The sequence below is a fragment of the Arthrobacter sp. NPDC055138 genome (genome assembly GCF_053607305.1).
In genome coordinates this window covers 13,184-37,093 of sequence record NZ_JBSGTH010000002.1, presented here as the reverse complement: position 1 = coordinate 37,093, position 23,910 = coordinate 13,184, and the positions used below count along the sequence as shown (strand labels likewise).

At 67.6% G+C, this 23,910-nt stretch carries 19 protein-coding genes and 2 tRNA genes; 6 read left to right on the top strand and 15 right to left on the bottom strand.

What is annotated here, in order from left to right; translation table 11 throughout:
- Positions 1–101: 101 nt before the first annotated feature.
- Positions 102–416 (bottom strand): hypothetical protein, encoded by a 315-nt coding sequence (locus tag ACWF5H_RS05375; RefSeq protein ID WP_452035406.1) that lies wholly within the window; start codon positions 414–416, stop codon positions 102–104.
- Positions 417–681: 265 nt separating this feature from the next.
- Positions 682–1,050 carry a DUF488 domain-containing protein gene (locus ACWF5H_RS05370; protein WP_452035404.1) on the bottom strand — a complete coding sequence of 123 codons (369 nt, stop codon included), beginning with the start codon at positions 1,048–1,050 and terminating at the stop codon, positions 682–684.
- 150 nt (positions 1,051–1,200) lie between these two features.
- Here ACWF5H_RS05370 and valS point away from each other — a divergent pair, with 150 nt between their 5' ends.
- Complete coding sequence (gene valS, locus ACWF5H_RS05365) at positions 1,201–3,825, top strand: valine--tRNA ligase (protein WP_452035402.1); 2,625 nt, start codon at positions 1,201–1,203, stop codon at positions 3,823–3,825.
- A 350-nt stretch (positions 3,826–4,175) separates the two neighbouring features.
- Here the strand turns inward: valS and ACWF5H_RS05360 are convergent, their stop codons facing one another.
- The 11 genes from ACWF5H_RS05360 to ACWF5H_RS05310 all read right to left on the bottom strand — a co-directional run bounded on the left by ACWF5H_RS05360 (position 4,176) and on the right by ACWF5H_RS05310 (position 14,346).
- Complete coding sequence (locus ACWF5H_RS05360) at positions 4,176–4,796, bottom strand: mycothiol-dependent nitroreductase Rv2466c family protein (RefSeq protein ID WP_452035400.1); 621 nt, start codon at positions 4,794–4,796, stop codon at positions 4,176–4,178.
- 121 nt (positions 4,797–4,917) lie between these two features.
- On the bottom strand, positions 4,918–6,213 hold the full coding sequence (gene clpX / locus ACWF5H_RS05355; RefSeq protein ID WP_452035398.1) for an ATP-dependent Clp protease ATP-binding subunit ClpX: 1,296 nt from the start codon (positions 6,211–6,213) through the stop codon (positions 4,918–4,920).
- Positions 6,214–6,273: 60 nt separating this feature from the next.
- Entirely contained in the window at positions 6,274–7,566 is a 1,293-nt protein-coding gene (gene clpX / locus ACWF5H_RS05350) for an ATP-dependent Clp protease ATP-binding subunit ClpX (protein WP_452035396.1), read from the bottom strand.
- Between the two features lie 209 nt (positions 7,567–7,775).
- Positions 7,776–8,447: an ATP-dependent Clp protease proteolytic subunit gene (locus tag ACWF5H_RS05345; protein ID WP_127513688.1), complete on the bottom strand. Its 672-nt coding sequence runs from the start codon at positions 8,445–8,447 to the stop codon at positions 7,776–7,778.
- A gap of 40 nt (positions 8,448–8,487) precedes the next feature.
- Positions 8,488–9,105 (bottom strand): ATP-dependent Clp protease proteolytic subunit, encoded by a 618-nt coding sequence (locus ACWF5H_RS05340; protein ID WP_452036036.1) that lies wholly within the window; start codon positions 9,103–9,105, stop codon positions 8,488–8,490.
- Between the two features lie 496 nt (positions 9,106–9,601).
- The gene (gene tig, locus ACWF5H_RS05335) at positions 9,602–11,041 is read right to left on the bottom strand and encodes a trigger factor (protein WP_452035394.1); all 1,440 of its coding nucleotides are present in this window, start codon (positions 11,039–11,041) and stop codon (positions 9,602–9,604) included.
- 54 nt (positions 11,042–11,095) lie between these two features.
- Positions 11,096–11,168: transfer RNA gene (locus ACWF5H_RS05330), tRNA-Pro, on the bottom strand.
- A gap of 135 nt (positions 11,169–11,303) precedes the next feature.
- Positions 11,304–11,374, bottom strand: a tRNA-Gly gene (locus ACWF5H_RS05325).
- Positions 11,375–11,790: 416 nt separating this feature from the next.
- Complete coding sequence (locus ACWF5H_RS05320; protein WP_452035393.1) at positions 11,791–12,777, bottom strand: Fpg/Nei family DNA glycosylase; 987 nt, start codon at positions 12,775–12,777, stop codon at positions 11,791–11,793.
- Between the two features lie 2 nt (positions 12,778–12,779).
- On the bottom strand, positions 12,780–13,253 hold the full coding sequence (locus tag ACWF5H_RS05315) for a ribose-5-phosphate isomerase (protein ID WP_452035391.1): 474 nt from the start codon (positions 13,251–13,253) through the stop codon (positions 12,780–12,782).
- A gap of 85 nt (positions 13,254–13,338) precedes the next feature.
- Positions 13,339–14,346, bottom strand: coding sequence for a hypothetical protein (locus tag ACWF5H_RS05310; RefSeq protein ID WP_452035390.1), 1,008 nt, complete (start codon positions 14,344–14,346; stop codon positions 13,339–13,341).
- Positions 14,347–14,780: 434 nt separating this feature from the next.
- Here ACWF5H_RS05310 and ACWF5H_RS05305 point away from each other — a divergent pair, with 434 nt between their 5' ends.
- The 5 genes from ACWF5H_RS05305 (at position 14,781) to ACWF5H_RS05285 (ending at position 22,698) form a co-directional block, all read left to right on the top strand.
- Positions 14,781–16,340 carry a glycosyltransferase gene (locus ACWF5H_RS05305; protein WP_452035388.1) on the top strand — a complete coding sequence of 520 codons (1,560 nt, stop codon included), beginning with the start codon at positions 14,781–14,783 and terminating at the stop codon, positions 16,338–16,340.
- A gap of 202 nt (positions 16,341–16,542) precedes the next feature.
- Entirely contained in the window at positions 16,543–19,095 is a 2,553-nt protein-coding gene (pepN, locus tag ACWF5H_RS05300; protein WP_452036035.1) for an aminopeptidase N, read from the top strand.
- Positions 19,096–19,471: 376 nt separating this feature from the next.
- Positions 19,472–21,598 (top strand): DUF6541 family protein, encoded by a 2,127-nt coding sequence (locus ACWF5H_RS05295; protein WP_452035387.1) that lies wholly within the window; start codon positions 19,472–19,474, stop codon positions 21,596–21,598.
- Between the two features lie 58 nt (positions 21,599–21,656).
- Positions 21,657–22,130 carry an OsmC family protein gene (locus tag ACWF5H_RS05290; RefSeq protein WP_364652425.1) on the top strand — a complete coding sequence of 158 codons (474 nt, stop codon included), beginning with the start codon at positions 21,657–21,659 and terminating at the stop codon, positions 22,128–22,130.
- Between the two features lie 40 nt (positions 22,131–22,170).
- The gene (locus ACWF5H_RS05285) at positions 22,171–22,698 is read left to right on the top strand and encodes a globin (protein WP_452035384.1); all 528 of its coding nucleotides are present in this window, start codon (positions 22,171–22,173) and stop codon (positions 22,696–22,698) included.
- Between the two features lie 10 nt (positions 22,699–22,708).
- Here ACWF5H_RS05285 and ACWF5H_RS05280 read toward each other — a convergent pair whose 3' ends face one another.
- On the bottom strand, positions 22,709–23,386 hold the full coding sequence (locus ACWF5H_RS05280) for a hypothetical protein (RefSeq protein WP_452035383.1): 678 nt from the start codon (positions 23,384–23,386) through the stop codon (positions 22,709–22,711).
- Entirely contained in the window at positions 23,383–23,907 is a 525-nt protein-coding gene (locus ACWF5H_RS05275) for an acyl-CoA thioesterase (RefSeq protein WP_452035381.1), read from the bottom strand. Before ACWF5H_RS05275 ends, ACWF5H_RS05280 begins: the two co-directional genes overlap by 4 nt.
- Positions 23,908–23,910: the final 3 nt, after the last annotated feature.

The window sequence follows — 23,910 nt, the reverse complement described above, 5'->3', positions numbered from 1 at the left end:
CGCTTGGGGATCCGTCCGTCACTGCTAGGCCGAGCGATAGCTGACAGGCAGGAACGAGACTTCACCGAGCGAAGCTGCGATGACCGTTTGATCAGCAGGGGTCACCGGTTGATCAGGAGTGGCCTCAGCGGCATCGCGCACGATACCCGCTCGAGTTCGACGACGGCGGCCGCTCCCGATACTCGGTTGTTCCGGCCGGTGTCATCGCACCAGTCGACGTTGTAGGGCATCGCAGTCACCGAGGCCTCACCTGCCGCGGCGGCCGAGGGGACCGTAAAGGTATACGTGAAGCCGCCGCCGTCGTTCATCGGGGCGGTCTCGTGGAGCACTTCTACACCGGAAGCATCTGTCACGATCACTTCAATCTGGGCCTCGCTGCCGTAGCGTGGGTCGCAGTCAGCGTCCCGCGCTGACACCGTCACAGTCTCCCCCGGACCCGCCTCCTTGGGGGTCACCGAGTAGTCCGGCGGGAGACACGGTGGAGCCTCGAACCCGGGGATAATCCCGCATCCGGCCATGGAACCGATCAAAGCCGCCGAACCCATCAGGGTCAGGACGGCGCTGCGCCAGATGCCGCGCCCAGAGCCGCGTGTGCCGCCCTCTGTGAGGCGTTTGCGGACCCGGCACATCCGACTCCGCGGGCCGCCGGCGCCACGTAAATCCCCCATCCGGCGCGGCATGTCAGTCGGACCCCCCGCCGAGTTCCTCCAGGATCAAGTCCCGCAGCACCGCCGCTTGGTTGTGCGTCTCATCCTTGGCACCGTAAAGCAGGCACAGCTTTGGATGCTCGCGGGCCAGCTCCAACAAACGCTTCAGCGCCTCGGAACCGTCCAGCTCCTGCCGGTACGCCACAGTGAACGCTTCGAACTTCTCTGGCTGGTGGCTGAACTCCTTGCGCAACTCGGCGGATGTCCCCGCTTCCTTCAGCCAGAGGTCCAGCCCTGCCTCCTCCTTCTTGATCCCACGCGGCCAGATCCGGTCCACCAACACCCGGTAGCCATCACCGTCGTCGGCCGGTTCGTAGACCCGCTTGATCTGAACGTCCGTCATAGCCGCATGCTACGCGAGCCGGACAGGGGCAGGAAGGGCGGGCACCGCCGTCGAGCGAATCGGCAGTCCGGGTGAGGCGCGCCGATGCAGGCAGGTGGGCACCGCCGTCGTGAATCTTCATTCCGTGCCCGGCATGAAAGAATGGCGAGCATGGCAGAACATACCCCGGGCACAGACACGCCCGTTTCCGTAAACGTTCCCGACAAGCCCGCCCTCGAAGGCCTTGAGGACGCCCTGACCCGGCGCTGGCGTGGGGAGGGAACCTACAAGTTCAACCCCGAGACCACGCGGGAGCAGGTCTACTCAATCGACACTCCCCCGCCGACGGCGTCCGGCTCGCTGCATGTGGGACACATGTTCTCCTACACACAGACCGATGTGCTGGCCCGCTACAAGCGGATGCGCGGGAAGAACGTGTTCTATCCGATGGGCTGGGATGACAACGGCCTGCCCACCGAGCGCCGCGTGCAGAACTTCTACGGCGTGCGCTGCGACCCGTCGGTGCCGTACAACCCGGACTACCAGCCGCCGGCCACCCCGGCGAAGAACCAGCGCGATTTCGACGTCGTTTCCCGCCGGAACTTCATTGAGCTCTGCGAGACCCTGGCTGTGGAGGACGAGAAGGTTTTCGAGAACCTCTTCAGCACGCTGGGCCTGTCCGTGGACTGGGACCTGACGTACCGGACCATCGATGACGTGTCCCGCTCGGTCTCACAGCGCGCCTTTCTGGCCAACCTGACCGCTGGCGACGCCTACATGGCCGAGGCCCCCACGCTCTGGGACGTCACGTTCCGCACCGCCGTGGCGCAGGCCGAGCTGGAGGACCGGGAGATGCCCGGCGCATACTACCGCTACGCCTTCGAGACCGCCGACGGCGAGAAGGTCCACATCGAGACCACCCGCCCCGAGCTGCTGCCGGCCTGCGTGGCACTGGTGGCCCACCCCGATGACGAGCGCTACCAGAAGCTGTTCGGCACCACCGTGAAGTCCCCGCTGTTCGGCGTGGAGGTGGAGGTCAAGGCCCACCCGCTGGCCAAGCCGGACAAGGGCGCCGGCATTGCCATGGTCTGTACCTTCGGCGACCTGACCGACGTGACCTGGTGGCGCGAGCTGCAGCTGCCCACCCGCTCGATTGTGGGCCGAGACGGCCGGATTGTGGCCGAGACGCCGGAGTGGATCAGCACCGAGGCAGGGAAGGCGAACTATGCCGAGCTGGCTGGCAAAACCGTGTTCTCCGCCAAGGAGAAGGTGGTGGAGCTGCTGACCGCCGCTGGCGAGCTGGACGGCGAGCCCAAGAAGATGTCCCACCCGGTCAACTTCTACGAAAAGGGCGACAAGCCGCTGGAGGTCGTCACCTCGCGCCAGTGGTACATCCGCAACGGCGGCCGCGATGAGGACCGCCGCGAACGGCTGATCGGCCGGGGCCGGGAGATCGACTTCCACCCCGCGTTCATGCGCTCGCGCTACGAAAACTGGATCGAAGGCCTCAACGGCGACTGGCTGGTCTCCCGGCAGCGCTTCTTCGGTGTGCCGATCCCCGTCTGGTACCCGCTGGACGCCTCCGGCAACCCCGACTACGACAACCCGGTACTGCCGAGCGACGAGATGCTGCCGGTCGACCCGGCCGCCGAGCCGGCCCCGGGCTTCGAGGAATCGCAGCGCAACCAGCCCGGCGGCTTCATCGGCGACGCCGATGTGCTGGACACCTGGGCCACCTCGTCGCTGACGCCGCAGATTGTGGGCAAGTGGAGCCGCGACGAGGCGTTCTTCAACAACGTCTTCCCGTTCGATCTGCGCCCGCAGGGCCACGACATCATCCGGACCTGGTTATTCTCCACTGCGGTGCGCGCCGACGCGCTGAACGGCTGCGCGCCATGGAAGCACGCTGCGCTCTCCGGCTGGATCCTGGACCCGGACCGCAAGAAGATGTCCAAGTCCAAGGGCAACGTGGTGGTTCCCACCGACGTGCTGGAACAGTTCGGCGCGGACGCGGTCCGCTACTGGGCGGCCTCCGCCAAGCTCGGCGCGGACACCGCCTACGAAGTCGCGCAGATGAAGATCGGTCGCCGGCTGGCCATCAAGCTGCTCAACGCCTCCAAGTTCGTGCTGAACCTGGGCGCCACCGAGGCATCGGTGCTGGCCGACGACGCCTCGGTGGTCACCAACCCGCTGGACATCTCGCTGCTGGGCCAGCTGGCCGACGTGGTGGAAACCGCCACGGCGGCGTTCGAGAAGTACGACCACGCCCGGGCGCTGCAGGTCACCGAGAGCTTCTTCTGGTCCTTCACCGACGACTACGTGGAACTAATCAAGGACCGCGCCTACGGTGCCGCCGGCCAGGCGGAGCAGGACTCGGTCCTGGCCACCCTGGCCACCACGCTGGACGCGCTGCTGCGCCTGTTCGCGCCGTTCCTGCCCTTCGCCACCGAAGAGGTCTGGAGCTGGTGGCGCGCCGGCTCCGTGCACCGCGCTGAATGGCCGACGACGGCGGGGCTCGCCACCGTTGCCTCGGCCGCGGACAAGGGTCTGCTGGGGACCGTCGGGCTGGCGCTCGGTGGCATCCGCAAGGCCAAGTCGGAAGCCAAGGTCAAACAGCGCACCGAGGTGCTCACCGCGACCATCAGCGGTTCGGCCGCCCAGGTCGCGCAACTGGAGGCCGGGCTGGGCGACCTGAAGGCCGCCGGCAATGCCCGCGAGGTCATGCTGGCCGAGGCCGAGGGCGAGCTGACCGTCACCAAGGTGGAGCTTGCCGCCGCGGAGGCCGCGGCCGAGTAACCGCTGCCGGGCCGCTCAGACGGACCCGTTAACGAGGGGAAGCCCCATCAGCGTTTCGCCGTTGGTGGGGCTTCGACTCTTTTGATCCAAAGGTGACGGCTTTGGGTCTCGCGAACTCCGCTGATTTTCAGGTCTTCCTAGCCTCGTCACTGGCTGGCAGTTTGTGGAACTTGTCCACTACTTGTCACTGAATCTTTGGTGTTCGGTCCCGCATCTTTTGGTGGATGCGTATAGATATTTATACTCCTGCGCAAGCCGACACGCCATAGCTGTGCCGAAATTCTTTCCGGCCGGCCATGGCGCGTCGGTTTAGCGCAGATGCTCGCCGGAGCAGTGCCCGGCGGTACCGATCAGTCGAACTCGGGGCTGGTGGTCCGGGAGCGCTTGATCTCGTAGAAGTAGGGGAATTCGGCCAGCGCCACGGCGCCGTCGAAGATCTTGCCGGCGACCTCGCCGCGCGGAATGCGCGTCATGACCGGTCCGAAGAAGGCGGTGCCGTTGAAGGCCACCACGGGTGTTCCTACTTCGTCGCCGACCTTGGAGATGCCTTCCTCGTGGCTGGCGCGCAGTTGCTCGTCGTACTCGTCCGAGGTGGCGAAGCGGGCCAGATCCGCGGGCAGCCCGACCTCTTCCAAGGCGGCGGCGGTGACGGACTCGTAGTCCTTGTTGCCCTCGTTGTGGATGCGGGTGCCCATGGCGTCGTAGAGCTTCCCCACGTAGGCGTCGCCGTGCAGCTGCTGGGCGGCAATGATCACGCGCACCGGTCCCCAAGCCTGCTTGAGGAACTCCTTGTATTCGTCCGGCAACTCATCGCGGCCGTCATTGAGCACGGCCAGGCTCATCACGTGCCAGTCCACCTTCACGTCGCGGACCTTCTCCACCTCCAGGATCCAGCGGGAGGTGATCCAGGCGAACGGGCAGGCCGGGTCGAACCAGAAGTCAACGGTTGACGGTGCAGCGTTTTCAGACATAGGGCAGTACTCCTTCAAGAGACCGGTTATGGGTGCTGTTGTGCGTAACTACGCCGCCGGAGGATTTGTTCCGCCGCAGCACAGAGGACCGCATGTCAGCACGGCCGCGCAGGCTGCGTGCTCAGGCAGAGTCGCGGCGGCGGATGGCTTCCACATCGTGCGGGATGAGCGTGGGCTCGGTCCCGTTCAGGACCGTCGCCGCGGTGATCACGGCGGTGGCAATGTCGTCGCGGCCGGGCAGGTCGAACATGATCGGCTGCAGCGTCTCTTCCATGATCGCGCGCAGTCCGCGGGCTCCGGTTCCCCGCTCCAGCGCCAGGTCGGCGACTGCCTCCAGCGCGTCCTGCTCGAAGGCCAGCTCCACGCCGTCCAGCTGGAACATCTTCTGGTACTGCCGGAGCAGGGCGTTCTTCGGTTCGGTCAGGATCTTGATCAGCGCCGGCTTGTCCAGTTCGGACACCGTGGTGATCACCGGCAGGCGGCCGATGAACTCCGGGATCAGCCCGAACTTGAGCAGGTCTTCCGGCATGACCTCGCCGTAATTGTCCTGCTGTTGGACGGCGTCCTTCAGCGGGGCGCCGAAGCCGATTCCCTTGCGGCCAGCCCGCGAGCCGATGATCTCTTCCAGCCCGGCGAAGGCGCCGGCAACAATGAAGAGGATGTTCGTGGTGTCGATCTGGAGGAACTCCTGCTGCGGGTTCTTCCGTCCGCCTTGCGGCGGCACCGAGGCGACGGTTCCTTCCAGAATCTTCAGCAGGGCCTGCTGGACGCCTTCACCGGAGACGTCCCGGGTGATCGACGGGCCGTCGCCCTTGCGGGTCACCTTGTCGATCTCGTCGATGTAGATGATGCCGTGCTCGGCCTTCTTGATGTCATGGTCCGCAGCTTGGATCAGCTTGAGCAGGATGTTCTCCACATCCTCGCCCACATAGCCGGCCTCGGTCAGCGAGGTGGCGTCCGCGACCGCGAACGGCACGTTCAGCTGGCGTGCCAGCGTCTGCGCCAGGTAGGTCTTGCCGCAGCCGGTGGGACCGATCAGCAGCACGTTCGATTTGGCGATCTCCACGTCCTGCAGCTCGCCGGCGGCGGATAGCGCGGCGTTGCCCGGTGCGGCGTGGCCTGAGCGGATGCGCTTGTAGTGGTTGTAGACCGCCACGGCCAGCGCGCGCTTGGCGGGCTCCTGGCCGATTACGTATTCCTGCAGGAATCCGAAGATCTCCCGCGGCTTGGGAAGCTCCAGCAATTCAGCGGCGACCGCCGCGGTACCGAATTCTTCCTCCAGCAGCTCGTTGCACAGCCCGACGCATTCGTCACAGATGTAGACGCCGCCGCCGGCGATCAGCTTCTTGACCTGCTTCTGGCTCTTCCCGCAGAACGAGCAGGTGAGAAGCTCCGCGCTTCCGGCGGTCCGGGCCATAGTGTGTCCCCTTGTCTGGTCCTTGTGCGGTCGTGCGGTGGTCGTCGGTGGTTCGGTGCGTCAGGCGGACTTGTTCCGCCGTTTGGCCACTACGTCGTGGGAAATCAGCGTCGGTTCCGCCTTGTTCAGCACCGCGTCGGCGGTGATCACCACGGAGGCAATATCCTCGCGACTGGGCAGATCGAACATCACCGGCTGCAGCGTCTCTTCGATGATGGCCCGGAGCCCGCGGGCACCGGTGCCCCGCTCCAGCGCGAGGTCAGCGACTGCTTCCAAGGCTTCCTGCTCGAAGCTCAATTCCACGCCGTCCAACTGGAACATCTTCTGGTACTGCCGCAGCAGGGCGTTCTTCGGTTCGGTCAGGATCTTGATCAGCGCCGGCCGGTCCAGGTTGGACACCGTGGTGATCACCGGCAGCCGGCCGATGAACTCCGGGATCAGCCCGAATTTGAGCAGATCCTCCGGCATCACCTCGCCGTAGCTGTCCTTTTCCGCTGCCGCGTCCTTGAGCGGGGCGCCGAAGCCGATGCCCTTGCGGCCGGCCCGCGACCCGATGATCTCCTCCAGCCCGGCGAACGCACCGGCCACGATGAACAGCACGTTGGTGGTGTCGATCTGGATGAATTCCTGGTGCGGATGCTTCCGTCCGCCCTGCGGCGGGACCGAGGCCACGGTTCCTTCCAGGATCTTTAGCAGCGCCTGCTGGACGCCTTCACCGGAGACGTCGCGGGTGATCGACGGGTTCTCGCTCTTGCGCGAGATCTTGTCGATCTCGTCGATGTAGATGATGCCCTGTTCGGCCTTCTTGACGTCATAGTCGGCGGCCTGGATCAGCTTGAGCAGAATGTTCTCCACATCCTCGCCCACGTAGCCGGCCTCGGTCAGTGCTGTGGCATCCGCGACGGCGAAGGGAACATTCAGCCGGCGGGCCAACGTCTGCGCCAGGTAGGTCTTGCCGCAGCCCGTGGGGCCGATCAGCAGGATGTTGGACTTGGAGACTTCCACGTCCTCCAGCGGACTGGCATCGGACAGGTTGGCGGTGCCCTTCGGGGCATGGCCGGACTGGATGCGCTTGTAGTGGTTGTAGACCGCCACGGCCAGCGCGCGCTTGGCGGGCTCCTGGCCGATCACGTACTCCTGCAGGAAATCGAAGATTTCGCGCGGCTTGGGCAGTTCGAAGCTGCCCAGGTCCGAGACCTCGGCCAGCTCCTCTTCGATGATCTCGTTGCACAGCTCGATGCATTCATCGCAGATGTACACGCCGGGGCCGGCGATCAGCTTCCGGACCTGTTTCTGGCTCTTGCCGCAGAAAGAGCACTTGAGCAGGTCAGCGCTCTCACCTATGCGAGCCATATCCGTCCCCTTACTTGGTTCTACGTCGGCACTTGCCGCGGCAGCCGTAGCCTCAACCCCGCCGAGAAATGCCGGGCTGGTGCTGCGTTGCCGAAGCTAGCTGACACCAACTCTAATTCACTGCGCCGACAGTTTCAGTAACCACACTGCCCGTGGTGCGATATGACGCGCCACGGGCAGTGAAGGCAATCCGGCTATCTTACTCGGTATTACTTGGTGATCGCCGGTTTGTGGATCTTGCGGGAGTCGAGCACCTGGTCGATCAGCCCGTATTCCAGGGCGCCGTCGGCCGTGAGGATCTTGTCGCGCTCGATGTCCTTGTTGACCTGGGCCGCGTCCTTGCCCGAGTGCATGGCCAAGGCGTTCTCCAGCCAGGCACGCATCCGCATCACTTCGTCGGCCTGGATCTGCAGGTCCGAGGCCTGGCCGCGTTCGCCGCCGCCCAGCGCCGGCTGGTGGATCAGCACGCGGGCGTTCGGCAGAGCCAAACGCTTGCCCGGCGTACCGGCGGCCAGCAGCACGGCTGCGGCGCTGGCGGCCTGGCCCAGGCACACGGTCTGGATCTCCGGGCGGATGTACTGCATGGTGTCGTAGATCGCAGTCATCGCGGTAAACGAACCGCCCGGGGAGTTGATGTAGATGGTGATGTCGCGGTCCGGGTCGGTCGACTCAAGCACCAGCAGCTGGGCCATCACGTCGTCGGCCGAGGCGTCGTCCACCTGGACACCCAGGAAGATGATGCGGTCCTCGAACAGCTTGGTGTAGGGATCCTGGCGCTTGAAGCCGTACGGCGTGCGCTCCTCGAACTGGGGCAGCACATAGCGGCTCTGCGGCATGTTCGCGGCGAAACCGCCGGCAGCGGCACCGAAGTTGTAGTCCATGAGATTCTCCTGCTTGTATTCGGGTCGGTGGCGCGTGGGCTCAGGATTCAGTCGGGGCTGAGCTGGTGTTCTGCGTTCCGCCGCCGCCGGTGACGCCGCCGGCGTGGGCGGAAATCTTGTCGAAGAACCCGTAAGCCAGGCCTTCCTCGGCCGTGAACCACTTGTCGCGGTCGTTGTCGATCAGGATCTGCTCGACCGTCTGCCCGGTCTGCTCGGCAGTCAGCTCGGCCATGACCTGCTTCATGTGCAGGATCAGCTCGGCCTGGATCCTGATGTCCGAGGCCGTGCCGCCGATGCCGCCGGAGGGCTGGTGCATCAGGATCCGTGCGTGCGGCGTGGCGTAGCGCTTGCCCTTGGTGCCCGAGGACAGCAGGAACTGGCCCATCGACGCCGCCAGACCGGTTGCCACGGTAACCACGTCGTTCGGAATGAACTTCATGGTGTCGTAGATGGCCATGCCGGCAGTAACCGAGCCGCCGGGCGAGTTGATGTAGAGGTAGATGTCCTTTTCCGGGTCCTCGGCCGAGAGCAGCAGCAGCTGCGAGCAGATGGCGTTGGCGTTATCGTCCCGCACCTCGGAGCCGAGCCAGATGATGCGCTCTTTGAGCAGGCGGTTATAGATGTAGTCTTCACGGCTGGCGGCCTCGACCGTTGCCATCTTCGGAGTGGCGGATTCATTCGACATGCTGAAATACCTCTCGCTTCTTCCCCTGGCCATTCCGTCATCCGGCGGCCCTCGGGTCGTTTATCTACTTGGACAGTAACGTGTTCGGCTGCCCGATTCCTCCCCGACGACGCGCTGTTCGCTGACGGCGCATCAGGCCAGTGTTGGCGCGGGAAAACCCTCTGCCTGAAGCAGAATTTCGACGCCGGAGCTTGCCTTCCGCAGGGCCGTTCACCATGCGCTCGGCGCGTCTTTTCCGGCGGGACGGGGGTCACCCGGCCGAGGCGGGCGCCGCCGTTGTGGCACCTATACCGCCCCAAGCCAGGCACCGCCGTCGCGCAACCCATCCCACCCAGGCTAGGCACCGCCGTCGTGCGCGCATCGGCTCCGCTCGTGCCCGAGCCGGGCGCCGGCGTCGTGCGGCAGTTAAAGCGGCGGACCGCCGGTCCCTGGTGGGAGTCCGGCGGCCCGTCCTGCGGCAGTGTACTGCCTACTTCTTGTTTTCCTCGGCGGCCTCTTCGGCAGCGTCGGCGTCCTCGATCGACTCGGTGTCGGCGGCGTCTGCTTCGGCTTCATCGCCGCTCTCAGCGCTGCCGGCCTCGGCGGCCTGGATCATGTCCTCGATGTTCGGCTCTTCTTCGCCGGCGGGGCGGACGAAGTCGCTCAAGTCCACCTCGGCACCGTTGGAGTCGGTGACCTTGGCCAGCTCCAGCACCTTGGCCAGGGCCTTGCGGCGGCGGACTTCGCCCACCATCATGCCGACCTGGCCGGACTGGTCCAGCAGCTGCGCGAACTGGTTCGGTTCCATGCCGTACTGGCCGGCGGAGGAGACGATGTAGTCGATCAGTTCGGCCTGGCTGACGCCCAGCTCTTCCTTGTCGGCCACGGCGTCCAGCACGATCTCGTTCTGGAAAGCCTTCGCGGTGTTCTCGCGGACCTCGGCGCGGTGCTCCTCGGTGTCGTGGTCTTCACCGTGGCTGTTCTCCGGGCGGAAGTGCTGTTCCATCTGCTCTTCGACGACGGAATCCGGCACCGGAACCTCGACGAGCTCCATGAGCTTGTCCAGCACCTTGTCACGGGCCTCGATGCCCTGCTCCATAACCTTGGCGTCGGCAGCCTGCTTGGCCAGGTCTTCCTTCAGCTCGGCGATGGTGTCGAACTCGCTCGCCAGCTGGGCGAAGTCGTCGTCGGCCTCGGGCAGCTCGCGCTCCTTGACAGCCTTCAGCTTCACCGTGACGGTGGCGTCCTGCCCGGCGTGCTCGCCGCCGGCCAGCTTGGTCTCGAACGTGGCGTCTTCGCCGGCGCTCAGCGCGGTGACGGCCTCGTCCAGGCCCTCGAGCATGGTGCCGGCGCCTACCTGGTAGGACAGGTCGGCGGCGGAATCAACCTCTTCGCCGTCCACCTTGGCGGAGAGGTCCATGGTGATGAAGTCGTCGGCAGCGGCCGGACGGTCAACGGTCTTCAGGGTGCCGAAGCGGCCGCGCAGGTCGTCCAGCGCCTTCTGCACGTCTTCCTCGGAGGCCTCGGTGGCTTCCACGGTGACCTCGAGGCCGGCGTACTCGGGCAGCTCGATCTCGGGGCGGATGTCAACCTCCACGTGGAAGGCCAGCTGGCCCTCGGTGGCGGTGGGGTCCGGGACCTCGGTGATCTCAACCTCGGGGCGGCTCAACGGGCGGATGCCGGTCTCTTCGATGGCGCCCTGGTAGAAGCCGTTCAGGCCTTCGTTGATGGCGGTCTCGATGACGTAGCCGCGGCCAACGCGCTGGTCGATCAGCTTGGCGGGAACCTTGCCCTTGCGGAAGCCGGGAACCTGGATCTGGCCCGCGATGGTCTTGTACGCCGCGTCGATGCTGGGCTTGAGTTCCTCAAAGGGGACCTCAACGTTGAGCTTGACCCGGGTGGGGGTGAGGGTTTCGACAGCGCTCTTCACAGCGTTAGGACTCCTGATAGCTATAGGGGTTGAATCTGCACCAAGAATACAGAGTCGGGGCGACAGGACTCGAACCTGCGATCTCCTGCTCCCAAAGCAGGCGCGCTAGCCACTACGCTACGCCCCGTAGTGCACACGCAAGTCTACGGGCTATCCCGGCTTGCTGCACAATTGCGGTCCGCGGTGCTGCTGCGCCGATGAAACCCTGACACTGCAGCCGCTAACAGAAAAGGCGGCCCTTCTGGACCGCCTCTCACTGCAGAGGGGATGACGGGAATCGAACCCGCGTAATCAGTTTGGAAGACTGAGGCTCTACCATTGAGCTACATCCCCGAGGACGTTGAAACTTTAGCACGACGGCGGCCCCGTTCAACAAATCGGCGCTGCTGCGGGTCATCGCGTCCGGTCGGCCCATCGGGCTACCCGCGCCACTCCCGGGCCGCCTCTCGGCCCCCGCGCGCAACGCTCCGGTGAGGGCAAAGCTCGTCGCCGAGGGCAGGATAAATCGGTGAGGACAGGGCTAATGACCCTGCCCTCGCGGCTAAACCCTGCCCTCGTCGAGAATTCGGGTGGGTGGGAGGCGTGGCCGCGCCGGCGGCATGGGCAGGCGGGTAGCGGCCGGCCGCGTGGGCAGGCGGGTAGCGGCCAGCGGCGCGGGCAGGCGTGGGTAGCGGCGCAGCGGCGTGCGGCAGGCAGGCTGCGGCGCAGCGGCGTGGGCAGGCAGGCTGGGACCCCCGCGCCGCGAGCAGCTAGGCGGGCTGGCAGGAAGGGCACCAGTAGAGTTTGCGGGCGGCCATGTCCGTCAGCGCCACGGGGTTGCCGCAGACCCGGCACGCCATGCCCTGCCGCTGGTACACGTAGTAGGCGTTGTCCGGCCAGACCGGCAGCACCCGGCCGGCCGGGTCGGTGTCCCGGTGTTCAGGCCGGGTGGTGATGATTTTGCCGTCGCGGACGCCGTCGCCCATCACATCCACGATGTCCGCCCACAACAGCCCCGCTTCCTCCGCGGACAACTGCTTGCCAGGCAGCCAGGGGCTCAGGCCGCGGCGGAACAGCGTCTCGGCCCGGTAAATGTTGCCGACGCCGGCCACGACGTTCTGGTCCATCAGCAACTGCCCGACGGCGGTGCGCTTGGAGGTCAGCCGGCGGATGAACTCGGCGGCCCGCTCGGACCCGGCCGGCAACGGGTCACCCCCAGCGTGCCGAGGGTCGGCCCCGACCGGCAACGGCTCAACCCCGGCATGCCGAGGGTCGGCCCCGTCCTGCAGCGGGTCCGGCCCCAATTTAGCGACGACGGCGGACGCCTCCTCGGGCGTCAGCACCTCGCAGGCAGTCGGGCCGCGCAGGTCCGCCCAGCCGTGGTCGGACACCAGCCGGACGCGCACCTGGCCCACCGGCTCCGGCGGGCCGTCGTACGCAACCGGAGCACCGTCGTCGTACGCTTCCCGCTCCCCCACCCGGCGCGGCGCCCCGATGCTGGAGGCGCCGCGGAAGGTCGCGTCCCCGCCGAAACTCCACGCCCCGTACAGGCCCAGGTGGACCCGGAGGACCAGGCCGTTGTCGAAGTCCAGAAACAGCTGCTTGCCGTGCGCCCGGGCGGCCAGCAGCGTTGCCCCGTCGAGCCGGGCGGCGCCGGCAGCGAAGCGGCCCTGGGGGCTGGAGACGGCGAGCCTCGCGCCGGCGAAAACGTCCTGGAACTGGCGGGCCAGCCGGTGGACCGAATGGCCTTCGGGCATGGTTAGGCTGGGACCTCGCCGGTGGTTTCGTAGGAGGCGATCTTGCCGATCCGGCGGGCGTGGCGTTCGGCGTTGGAGAACGGCTCGGCCAGGAACGCCTCGATGATGGCGGTGGCTTCCTCCACACTGTGCATCCGGCCGCCGACGGCGACGACGTTGGCGTCGTTGTGCTCGCGGGCCAGCTTGGCGGTGTCCAGGTTCCAGGCCAACGCGGCGCGGATGCCCTTGACCTTGTTCGCCGCGATCTGCTCGCCGTTGCCGGAGCCGCCCAGCACGATGCCCAGCGCCTGCACGCCGGCGGCCTGGTCGGCCACCACGGCGAGCGCGGCGTTGATGCAGAACGAGGGGTAGTCGTCTTCGGCGTCGTACGCGGTGGGCCCGTGGTCGATGACCTCGTGGCCCTGGCCGGTCAGGTGCTCGATCAGGTGGTGGCTGAGTTCCAGGCCGGCGTGGTCGGTGGCAATGTGAACGCGCATGGGGTCCTTCTGTTGCGTGCGGGGAGGGAGATTGGCGGCTTCCAGCCTACTGGAGGCGGCGCGCCGGTCCTGATGTGCGGCGGATTTACGACGGCGCTGCGGTCTTGTAGCCGTTCAGGACGGCGGCCATCCGCTCGGCGTTCTGCAGCGTGTCCGTGTTGACCACGAAGTCCTTGCCGCCGGCCAGATGCAGCACCACGGCGGGTCCGGTGCGCACCACGAAGGCCGAGCCCCACGCGGAGATCCGGTAGCCCCACCCGCCGTACTGCATGGGGTAGATCTCCCGCGCGGCCGTGGCAACGCGGAAGTCCGAAACCGGGATGGACACCACCCGCCAGCGGCCCAGTATCCGCACGCTCAGTCCGTCGGCGCCGGCCCGCACGGTGGCCACGAAGAACGCCAACAGGGCTGCGGTGAGGACTGCGGCCACCACCAGCCACCACCAGGAAGCCACGGCCAGCCACGCGATGGACCCGAACATCAGCACGCCCAGGACCGTCATCAGGGTCCGCGAGCCGCTGATTTTCACCTCCACCGCCTCGCCGCGGCGGGCGGCATCGACGTCGAGATGGGAGCCATCCGGAACCTCGGCGGGCACCGCGTTGACGTGGTCGTCGCGCTTCAGGAGCCAGGGCAGGCCTATCGCCGGCAGCACCGCCAGCCCGACGCCGGTCCAGAAGAGCCCCCAGTCGAGTCGGGTCCCGGCGGCGTCCGCGGCGTCGAGCTGCGGCGCGATGCCGGCCACGAAGATCATCACGCAGAACGCGGTGATCAGGATGCTGAATCCCACGCCGAAGCGGCGCATGGCCAGCGGCACGGCGTACAGGGCGATGCAGAACCCGCATACGGCCCCGGTGAAAGCGGTCACGACGACGGCGGTGATCGCGGTGGAGGTGAAGCCGGAGAAATCATCGGCCACGCCGGATGCGTCAAAGTGCGAGGCCACCGGATCAGGCATCCGCCCGGCCACGGACAGCAGCCACAGCCCAAGCCCGGCGGCCATCAGCACCGGGACGCCGACGCCGAGGATCACGGCCCGGACGTCGAAGGTCGGCCGGTAGGTTGCCTCGCTGGCCGTGATGGTGCCGCTCATCTCTCCCCTGTCCTTGTGCGTACTGATTCGACTGTAACCGCCCCGCCCCAAGCACTATTCAGCAGGCGCCCTGATGGCGGCCGAAAAGGGCGCCTGCTGAATAGTCGAGGGGGCGGGGCGGGTTGGGTCCCGACGGCGGTTGCCACCGGCCGGGCTAGTGGAACCGGCGCCCTTGGTCCCTGCGGTAAGCCATCACCGCCGGCATGAACAGTCCGCCCGCAAGGCCAGCGGGAACAGGACCAGCTTTCAGTCTCCACGGTCCGGCACAAGGGATCGGCGCGATCTTAAACATCTCTAGAGGCCGGCGGCTCCCCAGGACACCCTGAGCCGGCGCCGCTGACCGCAGGAGCCAGGCTCTGCACACGGCCGCGGGCCCTTTACGGATCCCCGTGGGGCGGCAACAATAGCGGCATCCGTTCCGACAGGATGCGAGCGTGTCGCCTATAGCCCACTTCCCCGTCAACACTCTGGCCCTCAAGCGCGGGGGCCTGGTCAAGGCGGTGCGAACCCGGGCCAACACACTGGCCAGGAATGGCGCCGTGGAACAGGTCTGGATCGAGGTGCTGGGCCTGCAGTTCCGGCTGGCCAGCGAGGTGGCCGAGCTGACGGCGGATGGCCATCTGCATCCGGATGTGAAGGCCCGCAGCGTCCTCTATGGGCTGGACCCCAGCCCCGGGCCCGACACCCGCGAGCCGGTCCAGCCGCCGTCCGAGGCCGACTACGACGTTGTTTCGCTCGGCAACTCCGGCTACGCCTTCGGGTACTTCCGTGACGGGGTGCAGGAATACTACGTGAGGTTCCAGCCCGATGGCGCCCTCGCCGCCGTCGAACAATTGGCACCCAACCGTACGCGGATCCGCCGGGATGACATGGACCACCAAGGCCGGCTGGTGCTGGTGCAGCATTTCCCGGAAGCGTCAAAGACGCCCACCGCGCGGCGCCTGATCGGCCGCAACGGCCGCTGCTTCCTGACCATCACGCAGCAGCCCGGCTCGCCCAAATGGGGACGCTGCTACCTGTTCGACGGCGTGGCGCGCGACGACGGCGATGCCCTCGCCTTCGCGGATCCGGCCGAGCTCTACCGGCATGCCTTCGAACAACTGCTGGCCGACGAAGAGTCTCCGGTGCTCACGTCCGAATTCCGCGAGAACCTGAACAACCTGCCCGGCCGGACCTTGGACGACGCCATCGCCGGCGTCCGGCACCCCCACCTGCGGCGCATCGCCGCCGTGCACAGCAACCACTTGGAGCCGCCGTACGTCGCGGGTTCGGGCGTCAGCCGCAACTGGCGCAAGCTGCTGGAGCATCTGGACCAGTGGGACGGGCTCGTCCTGCACACGGACGCCCAGCGCGAGGACATCGCCGCCGAGTTCGGCCACGCCGACCGGCTGCACACCATCGGGCAGCTGGCGCCGCCGGAACAGCCTGCGCCCTCGGCGGCCACCCCGGCCACCGATCCGAACCGGCTGGTCATGGTCGCCCGCCTGCACCCGAAAAAGCGCGTGGACGAGGCCATCCAGGTTTTCGCCCTGGTCCGGGCCGGCAACCCGCAGGCCAGGCTGGAACTCTTCGGCTTCGGCTACGGCGACGACGAAGAAGTGACCATCCGCGCGCTGGTCGACGAACTCGGCCTCGGCGCCGCCGTCGACTTCCCGCCCTTCACCAACATCCCCGCGGACATCTACGCCACGGCCTGCGCCACGCTGCTGACGTCGGCCTCCGAAGGGTTCCCGCTGATCCTGCTGGAGAGCATGTCCTTCGGCGTCCCGGTCGCCGCCTACGACGCCAACTACGGACCGCGGGACGTGATCCGCCACGGCAGGAACGGCTTCCTGGCGCCGTTCGGCGACCGGCAGGCCCTGGCCGACGGCATCTTGGCGCTGATGCGGGACCCGGAGCTGCGCTCGCGGATGGCACAGGAGAGCCGGGAAACCCTGAAGCGGTTCGATGAAACCGGTTATGTCACCGGCTGGACCAAGGCACTCACCGGCTGACCCACGCCATCAGAAAAGACACAGAACTCGTCCGGGAGGACACAGAACCGAAACTATTCGCCTTTTTCCCACAACTGCTGCGCCGCCGCCCGCCGCGGTGAGACAATGACCACATTGTGCAAGGGTTCTTTCAGATTCCCGGCACTTCCGACCGGTCCTTTACCAACGGACACCCGTACTTCTGGAGGCGATCTTGCCAGGTTTGAATCTCACCCGTGACGAAGCGCGGGCCCGCGCCGAACTGCTCAACGTCGAGTCGTATGACGTCACGCTGGACCTCACCCGCGGCGCCAAGGTTTTCGGCTCGCACACCGTGGTCACCTTCACCGCCACCGCGGGCGGCTCCACCTTCATTGACGCCATCACGGACACCGTCCGCTCGGTCACGCTCAACGGCACGGCGCTGGATCCGGCCGAGGTCTCCGACGGCGTGCGCATCCAGCTGCCGGATCTGGCCGAGCACAACGTGCTGGAGATCGACGCCGACGCGCACTACATGAACACCGGCGAGGGCCTGCACCGCTTCGTGGACCCGGTGGACAACGAGGTCTACCTGTACAGCCAGTTCGAAGTTCCCGACTCGCGCCGCATGTTCGCCGTCTTCGAGCAGCCTGACCTGAAGGCGGCCTTCCGCTTCACCGTCACCGCGCCGTCGCACTGGGACGTCATCTCCAACTCCCCCACCCCGGCGCCGCAGCACGTGGGTTCCACGGACGACGGCGCTGCTGCCGCCACCTGGGCGTTCGAGCCCACCCCGCGGATCTCCTCCTACATCACCGCGCTGATCGCCGGCCCGTACCAGTCGGTGCGCAGCGAGCTGACCAGCTCCGACGGCCGCATCATCCCTTTGGGCGTGTTCGCACGCAAGTCGCTGATGCAGTACATGGACGCCGAGAACATCTTTACCCTCACCCGGCAGGGCTTCGAGTTCTATGAGAAGCAGTTCGGCACCCCGTACCCGTTCGCCAAGTACGACCAGCTGTTCGTGCCGGAGTTCAACGCCGGCGCCATGGAGAACGCCGGCGCGGTCACCTTCCTGGAGAACTACGTGTTCCGCTCCCGCCCCACCGACGCCATGGTGGAGCGCCGGGCCATCACCGTGCTGCACGAGCTGGCGCACATGTGGTTCGGCGACCTGGTCACCATGCGCTGGTGGAACGACCTGTGGCTGAACGAGTCCTTCGCCGAGTTCATGTCCACACTCGCCGCCGCCGAAGCCACCGAGTACAGCAACGCGTGGACCACCTTCGCGTCCATGGAGAAGTCCTGGGCCTACCGCCAGGACCAGCTGCCCTCCACGCACCCGATCACCGCGGAGATCAAGGACCTGGAGGACGTGCAGGTCAACTTCGACGGCATCACCTACGCCAAGGGCGCCTCGGTGCTGCGCCAGCTGGTGGCCTGGGTGGGTCAGGAGGAGTTCATGGCCGGCGTGCGCGAGTACTTCGGCAAGCACGCCTGGGCCAACACCGAGCTGGCCGACCTGCTCGGCGAGCTGGAGGTCTCCAGCGGCCGCGACCTGAAGGATTGGTCCGCCAAGTGGCTGGAAACCGCCGGCGTGAACACCCTGCGTCCGGAGATTTCCACCGACCACGCCGGTGCCATCACCTCGTTCGCGATCCTCCAGTCTGCGCCGGAGGGCTACCCCACCATCCGGCCGCACCGCCTCGCCGTCGGCTTCTACAACCTGGACGAGGCCGGCAAGCTGGTGCGCACGCACCGCGAAGAACTGGACGTGGACGGCGAGCGCACCGAGGTGCCGCAGCTGGCCGGCCTGGCCCGCCCCGCGCTGGTGCTGCTTAACGACGACGATCTGGCCTACGCCAAGATCCGCCTGGACGAGGCCTCGCTGGCCACGTCCAAGGCCCACCTGAAGGACTTCACCGCGTCGCTGCCGCGCACGCTGGTGCTGGCCTCGGCCTGGGACGCCACCCGCGACGGCGAGACCCCAGCGCGGGAATACGTGGAGCTGGTGCTGAACAACATCGCCTACGAGACCGACTCCTCGGTGGTGTTGGTGCTGCTGCGCCAGCTGGCCACCACGCTGGCCTTCTACGTGAACCCGGACGACCGCAAGCGGCTGACCATCGCCGCGGCCGACCGGCTCTGGGACCTGGCCGGGCAGGCAGCCGCCGGGTCCGACTCCCAGCTGCAGTTCGCCAAGGCTTTTGCCGTGCACGCGCAGACCGAGGAGCAGCTGGACACCGTCGCAGCGCTGCTGGACGGCGGGCGCACGCTGGACGGGCTGACCGTTGACGCCGATCTGCGCTGGGAACTGCTCACCTCGCTGGTGGCCGGCGGCCGCTTCGGCCAGGCCGAGATCGACGCCGAGCTGGAACGCGACCACACCGCCACCGGGCAGCGTGCCGCCGCGCTGGCCCAGGCCGCCATCCCCACCGCCGAGGCGAAAGCGGCGGCGTGGGACGCCGTGGTGGTCAAGGGCGACCTGCCCAACGCCACCCAGCAGTCGGTCATCGCCGGCTTCACCCGCGTGCACGACACCGCGCTGCTGGAGCCCTTCGCGGCCAAGTACTTCGACGCCATCGAAGACATCTGGACCACGCGCACGCACGAGCTCTCGCAGCAGATCGTGGTGGGGCTCTACCCGTCGCAGCTGACCACCCAGGCCACCGTGGACGCCACTGATGCCTGGCTGGAGAAGCTGGCGGACCGCACTCCCGCGCTGCGCCGACTAGTGCTGGAAAGCCGCGACGGCGTGGTCCGCGCCCTCAAGGCCCAGGCCGCCGACAAATAACCCTCTCGGGCATCTCGGTGGTCGATGGAGGCGCGCCAGCGCCGAGTAGAGACCCGGCCGCGTAGAGACCCGGCCGAACGGAGACCCGGCCGAACGGAGACCCAGCCGCGCGGAGCCCTCGCCGCCCCATCACACTGCCCGCCGGAACGTCAGTTCCGGCGGGCAGCTGCGTTTCCGGCCGGCCGCATCTACGGTTCGTTGAGCGCTCCACGGAGAGGTACTGCACACGCCGTCGGCGGATCTAGAATGCCTCAACAGCGCGGAGGGGAAGGAGCCAGATGTCCAGCCGCCAGCCCCGCCGTCGCCCGATCGACGCCGGTGCGGCACGGGACGCACGGCCGTTGCCGGCCGGTGACTGTTGGAGGCCGAAGCCGGCATGGGCCCGCTGACGGTTGCCCTGCAATTGGCGGTCATGCTGGCCGTTTTTTACCTGCCCGGGTTCCTGGCGCTCCGCGCGCTGCGGCAGCCGGCGATCCGCGCCCTGGTGCTCGGCCCGGCCGCCGGCACCGCGCTGGCCGCCGTCGGAACAATGGCCTGCCTGCTCACCGGCGTGCGCTGGAACCTGCTGTCCGCCGCGGTACTGGCCGCGCTGGGCATTGGGCTCTGCTGGCTGATCGGACGGGCCATCGGTCCGCCCGAAGCCCGCATCGTGGCCGTGCCGCGCTCGGTCCAGTGGCTGATGGCGGCGTCGCTGGCCATCACCGCCCTGATCCTGGGCTGGGTGATGCTCGAGGCGATGGGGTCCATCGACCGCGTGTCGCAGGCGTGGGATCCGACTTACCACGTCAACGTCCTGCAATGGATCAAGGACAACGGCCAGGCCAGCCCGTGGAGCATCTGGCCGATCTTCGGGGGCGCACCGCCGTCGTTCTATCCGGCCGGCTGGCACGCCGTGGTGTCCCTGGTGCCGGGCGACGTGGTGACGGCGGGCAATTTGTCCTGCCTGGTCATCGGCTGCCTGGTCTGGCCGGCCTCGCTCGCGCTGCTCGCCCGCGCCATGTGTCCCGCCCGCCCGCTGGTCTGGGTCCTGACCCCGCTGATCGCCTCCTCCATGCTGGCCTTTCCCTTCGTCCAGATGTTCCGCGCCGGCCAGTGGCCCAACGGCTTCGCGGCGGCCCTGCTGCCGGCCATCCTCGCGCTCGGCATCGAACTGCAGTACCGGCTGCCGGGCGCTGTTCGGCCCGCCGGCGGAAGTGAGACCCCCACCCCCGGACCCGAAGCGGAAACGGACGTCGGGGCGGATGCCCGCCCCGGCGCGGGACCCGGCGAGAATGCCGAAGCAGCCGGAAGTTCCCTGCCTCGCTCGGAGTGGCGAAGGACGACGGCGGACCTCGCGGCCCTCGCGATGGTCACCTTCGGTGCCGTCTGGATCCATCCCTCGGCCCTCGCCAGTCTGCTGGTGCTCGGCGGTTTCTATCTGGCACGCCTCGCAGTCCTCGGGCTGGCCCGTCTGTGGCGCAGCCACCGCGCTGGCTTCGTTGCTGCCATCGGCGTGCTCGGGGCCGTCCTGCTCGCCGGCGTCGTCCTGCTGACCCAGTCCCAACAGTTGGCGGCGGTGATGTCCTACCCGCGGGCGCGTTCGGCGGACTGGGCGGACGCACTGGTGTGGGTGTTCTTCGACCTGCCGCGCCAGCCGGACAGCGCCGATGCCGTTCCGGCAAGCTACGCCGTCGCCGTCGGCATCCTGATGGTGTGCGGAGCACTGCTGGCGTGTTTCAGCCGGAGGACCTGGCCGGCGGTGGCCGGGATGGCGGCCGCCGTCGTGCTGTTCATCCTGGCCGCAGGGCCGGAAGACCTGCCGTTCCGCTGGCTGACCGGCTTCTGGTACACCGACCCGCCGCGGATCGCCCCGCTGGTCCACATCTTCGGCGTGGTCTTCGCCGCACTGGCGTTGGATCAGTTGTGCACGCTGCTGGCGCGGCTCATCCTCCCGCTGCGGGCCGGCGCCACCCCCACCGCCCGCGCCAATCGCCACAAACTTGCAGCCGCGGGACTGGCTTTCGCCGTGCTGGCCGCGCTCTTCGTGACCACCGGCGCCTTACGGCACGACGTGCGCGTCGACGCGGCCTCCATCCGCTACAGCATCACCGAGCACCGGGACGGCCGGGCGCTGCTGGGCGACGAGCAGGATTTCATCCGCTCGCTCGGGCCGCTGCTGCCCGACGACGCCATCGTCATCGGCGACCCGTTCAACGGCCTGCCCTACATCTACTCCCTCACCGGCCACCAGACCGTCTACTTCCAGAACGTCAGCAGCGCGGGCAGCAAGGACAAGGACTACCTGCGCCGGCACTTCCGCAACATCACATCCGATCCCCGCGTCTGCCCGGCGCTGCAGAGCACCGGCGCCACCTATCTCTACGACGACGGGCCGATCCGCGGCTACCAGCACAGCGCACGGCACCAGTGGCCCGGCTTCCAACGCATCGACTTTTCGCACGGCTTCCGCCTCATCGCCTCCCACGGCAGCGCGGCGCTCTACGAAATCACCGCCTGCCGCTGAGCCGCGCGGGATCGGGTGGCGGCGGGTGCAGCGCGGAGGTGCGGGGTTTAATGTCCCCATGGACCTCTCCCAGCACCACTACGCAGTTTCGCTCCACTGGACCGGCAACCGGGGCGACGGTACCGCCAGCTATCGCGGCTACGGGCGCGACCACGTGGTCCGCGCGGCAGGGCTGCCGGACCTGGCCGGCACCGCGGACCCGACCTTCCACGGGGACAAGGACCGCTGGAACCCGGAACAGTTGCTGCTGACCGCGCTGTCCCAGTGCCACATGCTCTCCTACCTGCACATCGCGGTGAAGAACGGCATCGTGGTGACCGCCTATGACGACGACGCCGAGGGCACCCTGCGCCTGAACCGGGACGGCAGCGGCGAATTCACTTCCGTAACGCTGCGGCCGCGCGTTGCCATCGCGGATGCGGGGCAGGCCGAGCTCGCCCAACGCCTGCACGGGGACGCCAACAAGGTCTGTTTCATTGCGCGGAGCGTGAACTTCCCCGTCCTGCACGAACCAGTGGTTGTCCCCGGCTGAGACAATGGGTGCTGACAGCATCAGCGAACAGAGACCACCGATGACCGAAACACCGCAGAACCCCGCACAGCCCGACTCCCCCGCAGCTCCGACGCAGCCGGCCGAGGGCATGGCCATTCAGTCCCGCTTCGGCCAGCCGCTGGCCACCCTGACGCCGGCACCGGCGGCCGCGAACGCGTTCAAGCAGCCCGAGTACACGGACAACTTCTACAACGCCGTCGGCGGCCACGAGACGTTCGTGAAACTGGTGGACGTGTTCTACGACGGCATCGCCGAGGACGACGTGCTGCGGGAGATGTACCCCGAAGAGGACCTGGGGCCGGCCAAGATCAGGATGCGGATGTTCCTCGAACAGTACTGGGGCGGCCCGGGCACCTACAGCGAACAGCGCGGCCACCCGCGGCTGCGGATGCGGCACCAGCCCTTCAAGGTGGACTTCGACGCCCGCGACCGCTGGCTGACACACATGCGCCGGGCGGTCGATTCCTTGGAGCTGCCGCCGCTGCACGAGCAGACCCTCTGGGATTACTTCGAACGCGCCGCCCACTCGATGGTCAACAGCGCCTAAACGGCTCGCTCTAGAGCGAGGCGCCGCTGCGCACCAGCACGTGACCACGGCCGGTGCTCACCCGCAGCCACCGGCCGTTCCGGTACACCGCAGCCGGGTTCCCGTCCAGGAAGCCCAACGTCAGCGCGGCAAACGCCGCCCCCGACGGAAGTTCTACGCCGGCCGGCAGCCCGCCGGTGCCCGGCAGCGGCCTGCTCCACACCGTGCCGCGGGCATTGTTGACCATCAGCTGCCCCGGGCTCTCCGGCAGCGCCTCGGAAACCTGCCGGATCCCGTCCCGGGCGGCTTCCTCCAGCACGGCGGAGTCGAGCACCCCGGTGTGCTCCCAGCCCGAGCGCGGCGGCAACACCCCGGTCCACGACTCGGTGAGCGTGGTCGGCGGAACGGCCAGGCCGGTTTCCTCATTCCCCATCCTGGCCAGCCGGTCCCCGACCGCAGCCAACGGGACGGTCTCCTCGACGGCCGCCGGCGCGGCCAGCGGCATCACCCGCAGGCCCAGGATGGTCGGCGTCGATTCGCCCAGGATCCGCGGCCGCATCAAACACACGTAGGCGGCCAGCACGCTGCCGAAGGCCTGCAGGTGGATCGAGCTCTCTCCGGCGGCCCGGGCCCGGCTGACATAGGTCTTCAAGTCCGCCGCCACCTGCACGTCGGCCAGCTGCAGAACGGGCGCCACGGTGGGGGTCACTGGGCGGCCTGCTGTCCGGCGCCGGCAGTTTGGGTGCTGTTGCGGAACGGAACCGCCGGGCCGGCCCATTGCTGCAGCGCGGCGCGGTAGCGCTCGGGCAGTTGCACCGGCCGTCCCGTGGCGGCAGATGCCAGCACCATGGTCGACGCGCCCAGCGCATGCACGGTGCCGGCCTGGTCCTCATCGACGACGGCGTAGCCCAGGTCGAAGCTGGAGTTGCCGATCCGTGTCACCCACACCCCCACGTGCACGGGTTCGGTCCGGAACTCCAGCGGTACCCGGTATTCGATTTCCTGCCGTCCCACCAGCGTCTGATGGTCGGTGCCGGCCAGTTCACGCAGCGTTGCGCCCGGCTCCCCGCCGGCTCCTGCGGGTTGCTCCGGCCGCGTCAGGTGCAGCAGCACCCGGGCCGTTTCCAGATACCCCAGATAGGTCACATTGTTCACGTGGCCGTAGGAATCGATGTCGCTGAACCGGAGCTGGATCGGGAAACGCGGGGCGTTCGGCGGAACGGTAGGCATGCT